At 75.9% G+C, this 13,586-nt stretch carries 14 protein-coding genes; 9 read left to right on the top strand and 5 right to left on the bottom strand.

Features of this window, described 5'->3' with window-relative positions; translation table 11 throughout:
- Window positions 1-131: 131 nt before the first annotated feature.
- Entirely contained in the window at window positions 132-1,352 is a 1,221-nt protein-coding gene (locus OG559_RS05540; RefSeq protein ID WP_405113109.1) for an endonuclease, read from the bottom strand.
- Between the two features lie 53 nt (window positions 1,353-1,405).
- Window positions 1,406-2,380, bottom strand: a complete 975-nt coding sequence (locus OG559_RS05535) for a LysR family transcriptional regulator (RefSeq protein ID WP_405113107.1) — start codon at window positions 2,378-2,380, stop codon at window positions 1,406-1,408.
- Window positions 2,381-2,534: 154 nt separating this feature from the next.
- Here OG559_RS05535 and OG559_RS05530 point away from each other — a divergent pair, with 154 nt between their 5' ends.
- The 7 genes from OG559_RS05530 (at window position 2,535) to OG559_RS05500 (ending at window position 8,825) form a co-directional block, all read left to right on the top strand.
- A complete protein-coding gene (locus OG559_RS05530) occupies window positions 2,535-3,494 on the top strand; it encodes a serine hydrolase (protein WP_405113105.1) in 960 nt (319 codons plus the stop codon).
- Window positions 3,495-3,647: 153 nt separating this feature from the next.
- Window positions 3,648-4,628, top strand: coding sequence for an MBL fold metallo-hydrolase (locus OG559_RS05525; RefSeq protein WP_405113103.1), 981 nt, complete (start codon window positions 3,648-3,650; stop codon window positions 4,626-4,628).
- A gap of 148 nt (window positions 4,629-4,776) precedes the next feature.
- Window positions 4,777-6,405 (top strand): AAA family ATPase, encoded by a 1,629-nt coding sequence (locus OG559_RS05520; protein WP_405113101.1) that lies wholly within the window; start codon window positions 4,777-4,779, stop codon window positions 6,403-6,405.
- A gap of 46 nt (window positions 6,406-6,451) precedes the next feature.
- Window positions 6,452-6,907: a hypothetical protein gene (locus tag OG559_RS05515; RefSeq protein WP_405113099.1), complete on the top strand. Its 456-nt coding sequence runs from the start codon at window positions 6,452-6,454 to the stop codon at window positions 6,905-6,907.
- Window positions 6,904-7,116: a DUF2997 domain-containing protein gene (locus OG559_RS05510; protein WP_405113097.1), complete on the top strand. Its 213-nt coding sequence runs from the start codon at window positions 6,904-6,906 to the stop codon at window positions 7,114-7,116. The genes OG559_RS05515 and OG559_RS05510 overlap by 4 nt, the downstream gene beginning before the upstream one ends.
- Entirely contained in the window at window positions 7,100-8,152 is a 1,053-nt protein-coding gene (locus OG559_RS05505; RefSeq protein ID WP_405113095.1) for a ComEA family DNA-binding protein, read from the top strand. The genes OG559_RS05510 and OG559_RS05505 overlap by 17 nt, the downstream gene beginning before the upstream one ends.
- Window positions 8,130-8,825, top strand: coding sequence for a 4Fe-4S single cluster domain-containing protein (locus OG559_RS05500; RefSeq protein WP_405113093.1), 696 nt, complete (start codon window positions 8,130-8,132; stop codon window positions 8,823-8,825). Before OG559_RS05505 ends, OG559_RS05500 begins: the two co-directional genes overlap by 23 nt.
- Before the next feature lie 2 nt (window positions 8,826-8,827).
- On the opposite strand, the gene OG559_RS05495 is transcribed toward OG559_RS05500, so the two are convergent.
- Genes OG559_RS05495 through OG559_RS05485 form a run of 3 tightly spaced genes read right to left on the bottom strand, consistent with a single transcriptional unit; the run spans window position 8,828 to window position 11,237 of the window.
- Window positions 8,828-9,526, bottom strand: coding sequence for a hypothetical protein (locus tag OG559_RS05495; RefSeq protein WP_405113091.1), 699 nt, complete (start codon window positions 9,524-9,526; stop codon window positions 8,828-8,830).
- A gap of 2 nt (window positions 9,527-9,528) precedes the next feature.
- The gene (locus OG559_RS05490) at window positions 9,529-10,323 is read right to left on the bottom strand and encodes an ABC transporter permease (protein ID WP_405113089.1); all 795 of its coding nucleotides are present in this window, start codon (window positions 10,321-10,323) and stop codon (window positions 9,529-9,531) included.
- Window positions 10,320-11,237, bottom strand: coding sequence for an ABC transporter ATP-binding protein (locus OG559_RS05485; RefSeq protein WP_405113087.1), 918 nt, complete (start codon window positions 11,235-11,237; stop codon window positions 10,320-10,322). Before OG559_RS05485 ends, OG559_RS05490 begins: the two co-directional genes overlap by 4 nt.
- Window positions 11,238-11,367: 130 nt before the next feature.
- Here OG559_RS05485 and OG559_RS05480 point away from each other — a divergent pair, with 130 nt between their 5' ends.
- Both OG559_RS05480 and OG559_RS05475 read left to right on the top strand, forming a co-directional pair.
- Entirely contained in the window at window positions 11,368-12,705 is a 1,338-nt protein-coding gene (locus tag OG559_RS05480; RefSeq protein WP_405113085.1) for a sensor histidine kinase, read from the top strand.
- Window positions 12,702-13,409 carry a response regulator gene (locus OG559_RS05475; RefSeq protein WP_405113083.1) on the top strand — a complete coding sequence of 236 codons (708 nt, stop codon included), beginning with the start codon at window positions 12,702-12,704 and terminating at the stop codon, window positions 13,407-13,409. The genes OG559_RS05480 and OG559_RS05475 overlap by 4 nt, the downstream gene beginning before the upstream one ends.
- Window positions 13,410-13,586: the final 177 nt, after the last annotated feature.

The raw sequence follows: 13,586 nt of genomic DNA, 5'->3' as shown, positions 1-13,586 counted from the left end.
CCCGCCGACCGGTCCGGCCGTGCCACCCGGTTCTCGTACCCCTTCCGGCCGCTTCCTCACGGTCCGGGGCGGGTGATGTGCGACAACCGGGCGGCTCCGGCGGCCCGACGGGCGGGTGGCGCCGGCGGGGGTCAGCCCCAGATCGCGGCGGCCCACTCCGGGTGGTCGATGAACGGGTTGCGGTTGCCCTGCCAGCGGTCGTAGATGACCTGGTTGCGGCGCTTCTCGAAGGCGTCCGGCGGGTCGAGCTGGTTCCAGGAGAGCAGCACCGACAGCTTGCCCAGGTACGGCGCGCTGCCGTTGGACACGGAGTTGTTCATCTCCAGGTTCGCCCAGCCGTCGCCGCCCTCGTACCGGATCGCCATGTACATGATCATGCGAGCCACGTCGCCCTTGACGGCGTTGCGCGGCTCGAACGAGTCGGAGTCGGTGTAACAGCCGGCGGCCTCCGAGACGGCGCTGCCGCCGTTGTCGAAGTCCTTGTTGCCGCGCGTCGAGTTGACCGAGACGTCCTCGGGGCGCAGGTGGTGCACGTCGGTGCCCGGCCCGGTGGCGGTGCCGAAGTTCCCGTGCGACTTGGCCCAGACGTGCTCACGGTTCCAGTCGTTGACCCCGCCGCCGTTGGTGGTTTTGCTCTGCGACCGGCCGGTGTAGAGCAGCAGCACGTTGTTGGCGTTCGCCGGGTCCTGGTCGGTGTCCTTCAACGCGTCCCACACCTGGTCGTAGCTGAGCTTCGTCTGCGGGCTGATGATGGTGTGCAGCGAGTTGCGCAGCGCGGTGCCCGTCTTGCCGATGGCGGTGGCGTAGTACGTCGAGTCGTACGGGCCGGAGCCGCCCGTCGGGCTGGGTGTCGGGGTGGGCGTGGCGGTGGGGGTGGCGGTCGGCGTCGGGGTGGGCGTCGGGCCGGGGGTGTCGCCGCCGAGGCTCATCGCGGTCGGGTTCTTCAGCCCGCCGTGGCTGAAGTACGCGGTCAGCGCCCCGGTGGTGGTGATCTGCCTGCCCCGCAGCCCCGGGTTGGTCAGCAGCCCGAAGCCGCTGCGGTACGCGGCGGTCACCTGGACGTAGAGCATCCTGCTCGTGCTGGTCTCGGCGGCGGTGTCGGCGATGGCGATCGCCGTGTCCGCCGTGTAGCCGGACGTGATCACCGTGGACGTCGCGGTCGGCTGGCCGATGACGTACCCGGTGACGGTGGCCGCGCGGCCGTCCTGGGCGGCCAGCGCCTGAGCGACGGTCAGCGAGGCCGCCGCGGACGCGGAGGTGCTCGCCACGACGGGTGTCACCAGGGCCACGGCCAGTGCGAACGCCGTGATCAGCCGCCCGGGTAGCGGGCGGGTGACGCTCTTTGTATTCATGGTCAGCGATGTTAGTGGCGGAAGCCTGAACACCGGGAGAGCGCCGGGGAACTTTACGGGGGTGAATCCGCCGATCGGGGTTCGAACAGCACCGGCCAGGGGCGCAGGGCAGGGGTGAGCGGATCGGTCGGCAGCGTCGGCTCCGCGCCGGCCAGCACCCCGGCGGCCAGCTCCCCGAACACCGGCGCGGCGGGGTGGCCGGCGCGCTGCGGCCAGGCCGCCGAGGTGCGCTTCACCAGCGGCGACCCCGCGACCGGCCGCCAGGCGATGCGCGGCTCCCGGCGGACCGTCGCCGCCGGCTCGACGGCCACCGCCCCGCCGGCCAGCACCAACCCGAACAGGAACTCCGGGTTCCGGGCCGGCCGCACCCGCCGGGGCGTGAAGCCGTGCCGCCGGCACACGTCCAGGACGTGGTCGTGCCACTGGGGCGCCGTCGTCCGGGGCGCGGCGATCAGGTCCAGGCCGGCCAGCGCCGCCAGCTCGACCTCCCGGGGCCGCGCCAGCGGCGACGCGCGGGGCAGCACCACCCCCAGCGGTACGGCCACCGCCGGCCCGAACCGCAGCCCGTCGGCGCTGACCGGGTGGTGCAGCAGCCCCACGTCCAGCCGCCGCTGCGCGAGCATCCGGACCTGCTCGGCGCTGGTCAGCTCGTGCAGGTCGACGTCCAGGCCGGGAGCCCGCGCGGCGAGCCGGTCCAGCAGCTCGCGCAGCGTCACCGCCGGGGTCTCCGGCGGCACCCCGGCCCGCAGCACCCCGAGCGTCCCGGCCCGGACCTGGCGCATCAGGTTGCGCACCCGCTGCTCGGCGGCGAGCAGCTCGTCGGCCTCGCCGAGCAGGAGTTGACCGGCGGTGGTCAGCCGCACCTGCCGGCGGGACCGGTCGAACAGCTCGACCGTCAGCTCCCGCTCCAGCCGCTGGATCGACTGGCTCAGCGGCGGCTGCGCCATGCCCAGCGTCTCGGCCGCCCGGCCGAAGTGCAGCTCGCGGGCGACCACCACGAAGTGCCGCAGGTGCCGGAGCAGGTCCACGGCCGCCGACCCTACGCCAGCGACCAGGCAGGGAGGGCGGGGCGGGGAACGGGGCGGCGACACCCGGGACGGCCCGCCCGCGCGACGGCGGTCCGTCCGCGCGCCGCAGGCGGTGGGCCGACGCCCGGGCCTCGCCCGCCGGTACGGTGCCGGGGTGACGGTGGGGGAGCGGATCGCGGACGTCTTCGGCCGGGCCGGGGTGGCCGCCAGCCTGCACGTGGTCGACGTCGACGACGACCCGGAACGGGCCCTCGTCGACGCGGGCCCGGGGCGGGTGGGCGGCAACACGGATCCGGGGCGGGCGGGCGGACCGGCCCGCGAGGTGGCGGTGCGCGCCGACGAGCAGGTGGTCATCGCGTCGGTCTTCAAGATCCTTCTGGTGCTGGAGTTCGCCCGGCAGGCCAGCGTCGAGCAGCTCGACCCGACCGAGCGGGTGCTGGTCCGGGCGGCGGACCGGCTCGGCGGCTGGGGGGTGGCCGGCTGCGCCGACGACGCCGAGGTGTCGCTGCGCGACCTGGCGTACTTCGCCATGTCGGTCAGCGACAACACGGCCGCCGATCTGCTGCTGCGCCGGGTCGGCCGGGACGTGCTGCCGATGCTCGCCGCCGAGCTGGGGCTGCCGCGCACCCGGATCGTCGGCGGGCCCCGCGAGCTGGTGGAGACGATGCTCGCCGACGTGGGGGCCCGCACCGAGGCGGAGTTCGCCCGGATCTTCCCCACCCTCTCCGACGAGCGGGTCCGGGCCATGCGGGTGCTCGACCCCGCGCACACCACGTCGAGCACCGCCCGGGAGATGACCCGGCTGCTCGGCCTGATCTGGCGCGACGAGGCCGGCCCGGCGCCGGCCTGCGCGACGGTCCGGGAGCTGATGGACCGGCAGCTCTTCTGGACCCGGCTCGCCTCCGGCTTTCCGCCCGGCGTGCGGGTCCGCGCCAAGACCGGCACCCTGCCCGGCCTGCACCTGGAGGCCGGGGTCGCCGAGTACCCCGACGGACGCCGGTACGCGATGGCGGTGTTCGCCCGCACCGAACGGCTGGCGACCCGCCGCATCGACGTGGACCTGGCCATGGGCGAGGCGGCGCGGATCGCCGTCGAGGCCCTGCGCGACGGCTGATTTCCCGGCCCGTCGCCGCCGGACAGGGGTGCTGGGCTGGTCCGATACCCGATCGCGTATCGGCCGTGCGTGCCGTCGATCTTGGACGCGGCCGGGGCCGCAGTGGTGAGGTCGAGGGGTCCCACCCGCACGACCTGACGGGGAGAATTCACCATGCCCGAGAACCACCTCGACCGCCGCCGCCTGCTGCGCGACGCCGCCGCCGGAGCCGCCATGGTCACCGTCGGCGGCCTCGCCGCCACCGGACCGGCAGCCCCGGCCCGGGCCGCCGCGCCCGCCCCGGCCCCCGCCCCCCGCCGCACCGGAGCCGTCAGCTTCCGCTGGTGGGGCACCTCGGGCTGGCGGATCGACATCGGCGGCCGGACGGTGCTGGTCGACCCGTACCTGAGCCGGTACGACACCGGGCTGTTCACCGGGAAGTTCAACCAGGAGACGGCGCTCACCGTCGCCGAGGACGTCCTCGACCGGTACGTCGACCGGGCCAGCACGATCCTGGTCACCCACACCCACTGGGACCACTTCAACGACGTGCCCCGGATCGCCCAGCGCACCGGCGCCCGGGTGTTCGGCACGCTCACCGCGTACCACCTCGGGCTGGCGTACGGGCTGCCGGTCGGGCAGCTCAGCCCGGTCAAGGGCGGCGAGGTGCTCCAGTTCGGCGACCACACCGTCGAGGTGGTCGGCTCGCTGCACAGCCGCAACGCGTCGTACTCGATGGCCTTCCCCGGAGTGCGGGTGACCCCGCCGGCCCGGCCTGAGACGATCGCCGACCTGCCGGAGGGCGACACCCTCGCCTACCAGGTGCGGATCGCCGGCGGCCCGGCGGTGTTCTTCATGGGTGCCAGCGACTTCGTGGAGCGCGACCTCGCCGGGCTGGCCCCGGACGTGGCGATGGTCGCCCTCCAGTCCAGCACCGCCACCGCCGACTACGTGGCCCGGCTGATGGCCGCCCTCGACCACCCGAAGATCGTGGTGCCGGTGCACTGGGACAACTTCGAGACGCCGCTGGTCAACCCGCCGACGGTCGCGCCGGCCGACCGCGAACGGCTCGACGCGCTGATCGCGGCGGTGCGCGCCGTGTCCCCCCGTACCCGGGTGCTGGTGCCGGAGTACGGCACGGCGTACCGCTTCTGAGCCCGGTCCTTAGTTGGCCCGGCGGGGGTCGGGGTCCGTGCGGCCCCGGCCCCCGCCGCAGGTCGTGCCGCCGGCGGCACCCGCCGCCCGTCGATCTCTCCGGTGCTAGAGTCTGCGCGGTCCGGCGACGCTTCGGGGAGGATCGGCGATGGCGACGGCCTTCCGCGACGCCCTGTCCCAGTTGCTCAAGGCCCGCGTGCCGGTGCTCCAAATCTGCTCGTACGAGGAGCAACGGGCGCTCGCCGAGATCGCCGCGGTCGCCCACGACGCCGCCCGGGTACGCACTCCGCGCGGGGTGTGGACCTGGTCGGCCACCCGCGGCCTGATCCCGCCCGACGGCAACCGGCGGCAGGGGACGGCCGACCCGGTGGCAGCCCTCGACGCGGCCTGGCGGATCGACGAGCCGGCCCTGGTCGTCCTCGCCGACCTGCACCCCGCGCTCGGCGCCGGTGGCCGCCCGGCCGACCCCGGGGTGGTGCGCCGGCTGCGCGAGCTGGCCGTCGCCTACCGCAGCGGCCCCGTGCCACGCACCCTGGTGCTGTTGTCCCCGGTGCCGGACCTCCCGGTCGAGCTGACCAAGGACGTCACGGTGGTCGACTTCCCGCTGCCCACCGAGCCGGAGATCCGCACGGTGCTGGAGGGGATCATCGCCGCCAACGCGGCGGGCGGGCGCATCCGCATCGACCTGGACGAGCGGGGCCGGGAACGGCTGGCCAAGGCGGCCCTCGGGCTGACCCTGCACGAGGCGGAGAACGCGTTCGCCCGCGCCATGGTGGACGACGGCGTGCTCGACGCCCGCGACCTGCGGCTCGTGCACGAGGAGAAGCGGCAGGCCGTCCGGCGCAGCGGGCTGCTGGAGTTCCTCGACGCCCCGGTGCCGCTCGCCGACGTCGGCGGCCTGGAGAACCTCAAGCGCTGGCTGGCCAAGCGGGACGGCTCCTGGCTCGCCGAGGCCGCCGGGTACGGGCTGCCGGCCCCACGCGGCGTCCTGATCACCGGCGTCCCCGGCTGCGGAAAGTCGCTGACCGCGAAGGCGGTCGCCGCAGCCTGGGGGCTGCCGCTGCTGCGGCTGGACATCGGCAAGGTCTTCGCCGGGCTGGTCGGCTCCAGCGAGCAGAACATGCGCGAGGCGATCCGGGTCGCCGAGGCGACCGCGCCCTGCGTGCTCTGGCTGGACGAGATCGAGAAGGGCTTCGCCGGCGGCGCGGGCGGCGACTCGGGCACCTCCGCCCGGGTCTTCGGCTCGTTCCTGACCTGGATGCAGGAGAAGACCCGTCCGGTCTTCGTCATCGCCACCGCCAACGACTTCGCCGCCCTCCCGCCGGAGCTGCTGCGCAAGGGACGCTTCGACGAGATCTTCTTCGTCGACCTGCCGACCCGGGCCGAACGCGCCTCGATCTGGAGCCTGCACGTCGCCCGCCGGCTGCGGCACCCGGCCGTGGCCGGGGAGCTGACCGTCGACTCGGGACTGCTGGCCGAGCTGTCCGGGCTCAGCGACGGCTACTCCGGCGCGGAGATCGAGCAGGCGGTCGTCGCCGGGCTCGTCGACGCGTACGCGGAGCGCCGGCCGCTGCGCCGCGACGACCTGTTGCGCGCACTCGTCAACATGGTTCCGTTGAGTGTCACCCAGGCCGAGCGGATCACCGCCGTACGGAACTGGGCGGAACACCGGGCGGTCGCCGCGACCGCCGCCGAGGACTGGGACCTCGACCCGCGTCCGTCGGGTGGCCCGGGGCTGCCGGGCGGCGGGCACGGGGGCCGGGCGGTGGAGTTCTGATGCCGGTCCCCGCCCCCATCACCACGACGACGACAGGAGAGCGCCGGTGAGCATCTCGCTGATACTCGTACCCCTGGCGGTGGCCGCCGTGGCCGCCGCGCACGCCGCCACCGCCGACCGCGACGGCGACGGCCGGATGGTCTGCCAGGTGCAGACCCGGATGCGTGACGAGACGCTGCTCGCCGCCGCGCTGCGGGACACCGGCGCGGCGGTGACCGCCGCCACCGACGAGATCACCGCCGACTGGGCCGGGGTACGGGCCGACTTCCGCCGCGGCCCGGACGGCATCTGGACCGCGCACCTCAGCGGCAAGGTCGACGAGGCGCGGGCGGTGGAGATCGTCCGGTCGGTCGACGCCGCGTACGGGCGGCAGGTGCAGGGCGCGGTGCTGGAAAGGCTGCGGGCCCAGGCCCCGGCCGCCGGGCTGCGACTGGAATCGGAGCAGGTCACCGAGGACGCCTCGGTCCGGCTGGTCTTCGCCGTGCAGGAGCGGGACCGGTGACCGGCCAGCCCCGCGTCGTCGTCACCGTCAACCCGGACGGCTCGGTCAGCGCCGAGACCCAGGGCCTGCTCGGCGAGAGCTGCCTCGACTACGTGGCCGTGCTGGAGGACCTGCTCGACGCGCGGACGGTGCGCAGCGCGTACACGGCCGACCGCGACCGGGTGGCCGCCGTCGTCGCCGACGAGCAGCACGATGTCGACCGCGCCTGACGGTTGGCCGCCGGGCTGGCCGCCCGCGTCGGGCCCGCCGGCGTACCCGCCGCCGCCCGGCCCGCCGGCGTACCCGCCGCCGCCCGGCCCGCCCGGGTATCCGCTCCCGCCCGCTGCCGGCCCGAAGGGGTACCCGCCGCCGGCCGGTTCGCCCACCTGGGCCGGCGCGCCGCCGGTGCGCTCGCCCAGGGTCAGCGTCTGGTGGCGGCTGCTGCACAGCTCGTGGGTGCTGTTGCCGATCCTCGGGTTCAGCTGCTTCGGCGGGATCGGCTTCCTCTACGTCGGCATCCGGGCCCGGCGCGCGGCGTGGTGGATCTCCGGCATCGTCTACCTGCTCGCCGGCTGGGGCGGCCTCATCGGGTCTGGCGCCGCCGGGAAGGACAGCGCCGCCAGCGACTGGTGCTTAGGCCTGTGGTTCGCGGCCTGGGTCGTCAGCGTCATGCAGGCCCTCGTGGTCAACGTGTACTGGTTGGAGTGGCGGGCTGGCCACCGGCCCGGGTACGCCCGGCCCGCGCCGGGCTGGCCCGGGTCCGCGTACCCGCCCGGGGTCCTCGCCCCGCCGCCCGGCCCGCCGGTGGGCGTCGGGTTCGGCAGCCCCGTCTCCGGCCCGCCCGTCGTCGGGCAGCCGGGCGGGTACTGGGCCGCCGGCCCGGCCGCGACCAAGGTCCCGGGCGACCCGACCGCCGGCCCGCCGCTGCCCATGGCCGACCCGACCGCCGCGCCGCTGAGCTTCGGCACGCCGGTCTTCGGCCCGCCCACCAGCCCGCCGCCGGACGCCGCGCCGTCCCCGGTGGACGTCAACGCCGCCGGGGCGGAGCAGCTCGCCGCGCTCCCCGGCTTCGACGCCGCCCGCGCCGGGCGGGTGCTCGCCGCCCGGGAGGCCCGCCGGGGGTTCGGCAGCGTCGCCGAGTTCGCCGCCGCCGCCGAGCTGGCCCCGCACGAGTACGCCCGCCTGCGCGACCTGCTGGTCTGCGGGCCGCCCGTCGGCCCGCCCGCCCACCCGGGGACGTCCGGTGGACGCGTACTCGATTTCTGAGACCGGCCCGGTGCGGCGCTCCGCCGCCGGGCCGGAACTGGTGGCGCTGGCCCGGTTCCTCGCGTCGACCCGGGCCGAGGGGCCCGGCGAGCGGACCGCGCTGTGGGTGCAGGGCTGCGCGATCCGCTGCCCGGGCTGCTTCAACCCCCAGCTCTGGACGTTCCGGGGCGGGGAACTCGTCGCGCCGGCCGAACTGGTCGAGCGGGTCCTCGCCGCCGGCACCGAGGGGGTGACCCTGCTCGGCGGAGAGCCGTTCGACCAGGCCGGCGCGCTGGCCGAGGTGGCCGCCGGGGTGCGCCGGGCCGGCCGGTCGGTGATGACCTTCACCGGCTACACCCGCGACGGCCTGCGCCGCGCCGTCGACAGCGGACGCGAGGACGTGGCAGCCCTGCTGGCCGAGACCGACCTGCTGGTCGCCGGGCCGTTCCGGGCCGACCTGGTCGACACCGACCGGCCCTGGGTGGGCTCCACCAACCAGGAGTTCGCGCTGCTCAACGACCGCTTCCCGGGGCTTCTCGACGAGCTGCCCCGCACGCCGGACCGGGTCGAGGTGACCGTCGACGCCACCGGCCGGGTCTCGGTCAACGGCTGGGCCGAGGTCGACGCGCTGGACGAGCTGCTGGCCTCGGTGGGCCGCCCCCAGCGCCGGTCGGCCAACGCCGAGCGCCGGTAGCCTCACCCCGGGGCCGCCCGGCGGGTCAGCCGCCAGTACTGCCGCTTCTCCTCGTCCCGCACCACCACCCCGATCCGGGCCAACTCCCGCCGCAGGTCGTCGGCGTCCCCGCGCCGGCCCCGATCCACCGCCCGCTGCCGCGCCCGCAGCAGGGCGTCCGCCCCCGCCGGCAGCCCCGGCAGCCCGTCCACCCACCGCCGGTACGCGTCCCGGTGCGGGTCCGCGTCCGCCCAGGGCCAGCCGTGCCCCCGGAACGCGGCGGCCAGCCGCCCGGCGCTCACGTCGCCGTGCTCCCGGGCCAGTTCCTCCTCCCCGTCGCCCAGCAGCACCAGGTCCCGCCGGTCGACGAACACCACCCGCACGGCCCGGCGGGAAAACTCCCGGTCCTGCCCGTCGCGGCGCAGCCGGACCCGGTCCGCGGTCACCTCGACCCGCAGCCGCTCCCGGGTGCCGATCCCGGCGACGACGAGCCCGGCCAGCGCGCCGAGCGTCAGCGCCCCGGCCGTGGCCCAGGGCTGGGGCAGCCCGGCCAGCGCCTCGAACCAGCCCGGAACGGGCACCCACGGCAGGCCGGCGACCGGGCCGGCGACGGCGGCGAGTAGCCAGCCGGCACCGGCCCCGACCAGCGGGAAGCCGCCCCACATGACCGCCAGCTCGCCCGTTCCGCCGTCGACCCGCGTCGGCGCGTCCCCGATTGCCACGGTCAGGACACCTCCCGGCGCAGCGTGCGGGCCAGCCCGGCCGCCAGCGGCAGCACCGTCCAGGCCAGCACCGACACGGCCATCCGCCCCCACTGGCCGGCCGTCACCTCCGGGCCGAAGAGCGGCTCCATGGTGACGCTGGTGTCCAGCCAGCGGGCCGGCTCCCGTAGCGCCGCGACCATGCCGGCCAGCACCGCCCAGACCGTCGGCAGCAGCAGGTAGGTGACCACCGCCAGCGGGGTGTTCAGCAGCAGCAGGCCGAATGCCGCACCCATCAGCACCCCCAGCACCTGTAGGACCACCGCGTGCAACAGCCGGGCGGCCTCGAACGACCAGTCGCCCGACCCGCCCGTCGCCTTCGCGACCAGCGTGCCGAGCGCGGCGACGGCCAGGGTGACCAGCACCGACGCCAGCGCGGCCAGCACCACCGCGGCGAGCTTCGCGACGATCACCCGCTCCCGGCGGGGCACCAGCGCGTACGTGGTCAGCGCGGTGCGCTGGGACCACTCCCCGGTGATCGACAGGATGCCCAGCACCGGCAGGAGCAGGCCGGCGGGGAGCAGCTGCGGGACGAAGAACGCGGTGAACGTCTGTTCATCGTCGGCCAGCACCCACAGCTGCACCACGACGATCGCGACGGAGATCAGGCCGATGCTGGCCAGCAGCCACCGCCCGGCCCGGGTGTCGACGAGCTTGCGCAGCTCGACGGCGGTCAGCCGGGGCAGCGACGGTCCGCGTACCCCCGGGTGAGCCGGCGGGGCGACGGCGGGTGCGGTGGGGGCGGTGCTCGCGCTCATGTGGTGGTCTCCTTCGTCGACGTGCCGCCGGTGAGGGTGAGGAAGAGCTGTTCCAGGCCACCGCCGCCGGCCGGGCGCAGCTCGGTGAGGACGACCCCCGCGTCCGCCGCTGCCTGCCCGACCACGCCGGGTTCGGCCTGGACCAACAGGCCGCCGCCGGGCGACGCGGCCGGGCCGGCGGCGATTGTCGCGGCGAGGCCGGCGTGGGCCAGCGCCCGCCTCAGGGCCTCCCCGTCGCGGGCCCGGACCAGCGTGCCGGCGTCGGCCAGCAGCTCGTCCGTGCCGCCGGAGGCGACCACCCGACCACCCCCGATCACCACCAGCTGGTCGGCCACCGCCTCCACCTCCCTCAGCAGGTGGGAGGAGAGCAGCACGGTGCCGCCCCGGTCGGCGAAGTCGCGCAGCAGGCCGCGCATCCAGAAGATGCCCTCCGGGTCCAGGCCGTTCGCCGGCTCGTCCAGGATCAGCACCCGGGGGTCGCCCAGCAGCGCGTGCGCCAGGCCGAGCCGCTGCCGCATCCCCAACGAGTACGCCCCGACGCGCCGCCGCGCGGCACCCGCGCCCAGCCCGACATGGTCGAGCTTCACGTCGACCTCCCGCCGGGGCACGCCCATCGTGGCGGCGGCCAGCGTCAGCACCTCCCGCCCGGTCCGCCCGGAGTGCTGCGCCGAGGCGTCCAGCAGCACCCCGACCACCCGGCCCGGGTTCGCGAGCCGTCGGTACGGCACTCCGCAGACGGTGGCGGTGCCCGCGCTCGGCGGGGCCAGCCCGCAGATCATCCGCATCGTGGTGGACTTGCCGGCCCCGTTCGGGCCGAGGAAGCCGGTGACGCTGCCCGGCGCGCAGGTGAAGCTGACGTCGTCGACGGCGGCGCGACCGCCGTACCGCTTGGTCAGGTGCTCAACTTCGATCATGGGTCGAGCCTGCCCGCGCCACCCGGCCGGGCGCTGCGGTCACCGGTCGAGAACCACAGCGACCTCCGGCCACGGCCGGCGTCGACTTTGGTAGCTGTCGGCGGGGCCGCGGCCTTCCTAGCATGGGGTGGTGACCAGCGCCGTCGTACCGGATCATCCCTGGCTGCTGCCGGGTGCCCTCGCCGACGTGGCGTCGTCCGGGGCGCGACCCCGACGGACCACCCGCGACTGGCTGGTGGACGCCCACCTCTTCCTGTTCGCCCTCGGCTGGGCCGTCGCCGCCGCCTGGGACGCCGGCCAGCCCGTTCCGGAGCTGGCCGGGCGGCTGCCGTACGAGTGGTTGCAGGGCCTCGACACGGTGCTCGGGCTGCTGGCCTGCGCGGCGCTGTGGCTCCGCCGCCGCTGGCCCCTCGGCCTGGCGGTGGCCACCCTGCCGCTCGGGCTGTTCTCGGCGACCGCCGCGGTGGCCCTCGTGGTCATCATGTTCACGGTCGTGGTGCACCGACCGCTGGCGCAGGCCGCGCTGGTGTTCGGCGGCAGCGCGCTGGCCAGCGTCAGCTACGCGTTGCTCCGCCCCGACCCGGCGATCGGATTCCGGGGCGAGCTGGCCTGGGCGGCCGTCTTCACCGGCTCGGTGCTCGCCTGGGGGATGTTCGTCCGGGCCCGGCGGCAGCTCATCCTGTCCCTGCGCGACCGGGCCGAGCGGGCCGAGGCGGAGCAGCAGCTCCGGGTGGCACAGGCCCGGCAGCTGGAGCGCACCCGGATCGCCCGGGAGATGCACGACGTGCTGGCGCACCGGATCTCGCTGCTCAGCCTGCACGCAGGCGCGCTGGAGTTCCGGCCGGACGCGCCGCCGCAGGAGGTCGCCCGGGCGGCCGGCGTGATCCGGGAGAGCGCCCACGCCGCCCTCCAGGACCTGCGCGAGGTCATCGGCGTCCTCCGCGCCGACGACCCGCCCCCACCCGGCCCGGCGTACTCGGGCCAGGTGCCGACCGGGTCGGCCCGCCCCGGACCCGCCCCCACCCCGGCGGCCCGGTCGGCGCCGCAGCCGGCCGCGGTGGAACGTCCGCAGCCCACCCTGGCCGACGTTCCCACGCTGGTCGCGGAGTCCCGGGCCGCCGGCATGCGGGTGGAGGTGGTCGACACCGTCGAGGCGGCCGGGACCGCGCCCGCCGCGCTCGGTCGCGGCGCGTACCGGATCGTCCAGGAGGGGCTGACCAACGCCCGCAAGCACGCGCCCGGCGCGGCCGTCACCGTCCGGCTCTCCGGGGCACCCGGCGAGGGGCTGACCGTCGACGTCCGCAACCGCTGGCCGGTGGGGGCCGAGTCGCAGCCCGCCATCCCCGGCACCGGCACCGGCCTGGTCGGCGTCGCCGAACGGGTCAGCCTTGCCGGCGGGCGCCTGGAGCACGGGCGGGACGGGTCCGGCGACTTCCGGCTGGCCGCCTGGCTACCCTGGCCGGCATGACCGGGCGGGAACACGACACGGATGCCGGGCCGGCTCGTCCGGACCCCGTGCGGGTGCTGATCGTCGACGACGACGCCCTGGTCCGGGCCGGCCTGTCGATGATCCTCGGCGGCGTGCCCGACCTGCGGGTGGTCGGCGAGGCCGCCGACGGCGACCAGGTGCCGGCCGCCGTCGCCGCCTGCGCGCCCGACGTGGTGCTGATGGACATCCGGATGCCCCGGGTGGACGGGCTCGCCGCCACCGAGGCGCTGCGCGCCCAGCCCCGTCCGCCCGAGGTCCTCGTCCTGACCACCTTCGACGCCGACGACCAGGTGCTGCGGGCGCTACGCGCCGGGGCGGCCGGGTTCCTGCTCAAGGACACTCCGCCCGCCGAGATCGTCCGGGCGGTGTGCCGGGTCGCAGCCGGGGAGGCCACCCTCTCACCGACGGTCACCCGGCAACTGATCCGGCACGTCACCGCGTCCGGGCCGGTCGGCGTCGACCCCCGCCGCGAACGGGCCCTACGGATGCTGGCCGGGCTCAGCGAGCGGGAACGGGAGGTCGCGGTGGCGCTGGGTCAGGGCCGGACCAACGCCGAGATCTCCGTCGAGCTGTTCATGAGCGTGGCCACGGTCAAGGCGTACGTATCGCGCCTGCTCACCAAGCTGGACCTGAACAACCGCGTCCAGGTCGCCATCCTGGTCCACGACGCCGGCCTCGCCTGACCCGGCCACCGCCGCAGCTCCCTACGCCCCGCGTGTTTCCTCGTGGGCCGTCCCTTGATCCGAGATCCTGGCCAGGGCCTCGGTCACGGTTCTGCCGGTCCTGCACTGTCTCTGTTTCCGCTCCCGCGAATGCCCCGGAAGGTCGCCGCGGCGCCGTCCCATGCCGCCCCCTGCATC

It is taken from the genome of Micromonospora sp. NBC_01405 (assembly GCF_045040155.1).
Classification (GTDB): domain Bacteria; phylum Actinomycetota; class Actinomycetes; order Mycobacteriales; family Micromonosporaceae; genus Micromonospora.
This window is presented reverse-complemented; position numbering and strand designations above follow the sequence as displayed.

What these genes read in the sequence shown, in the direction of transcription:
- OG559_RS05540 (WP_405113109.1), bottom strand. Translation starts at nt 1,352, where the DNA reads ATGAATACAAAGAGCGTCACCCGCCCGCTACCCGGGCGGCTGATCACG.
- OG559_RS05525 (WP_405113103.1), top strand. Translation starts at nt 3,648, where the DNA reads ATGCCCGAGAACCACCTCGACCGCCGCCGCCTGCTGCGCGACGCCGCC.
- OG559_RS05520 (WP_405113101.1), top strand. Translation starts at nt 4,777, where the DNA reads ATGGCGACGGCCTTCCGCGACGCCCTGTCCCAGTTGCTCAAGGCCCGC.
- OG559_RS05505 (WP_405113095.1), top strand. Translation starts at nt 7,100, where the DNA reads ATGTCGACCGCGCCTGACGGTTGGCCGCCGGGCTGGCCGCCCGCGTCG.
- OG559_RS05490 (WP_405113089.1), bottom strand. Translation starts at nt 10,323, where the DNA reads ATGAGCGCGAGCACCGCCCCCACCGCACCCGCCGTCGCCCCGCCGGCT.
- OG559_RS05485 (WP_405113087.1), bottom strand. Translation starts at nt 11,237, where the DNA reads ATGATCGAAGTTGAGCACCTGACCAAGCGGTACGGCGGTCGCGCCGCC.
- OG559_RS05475 (WP_405113083.1), top strand. Translation starts at nt 12,702, where the DNA reads ATGACCGGGCGGGAACACGACACGGATGCCGGGCCGGCTCGTCCGGAC.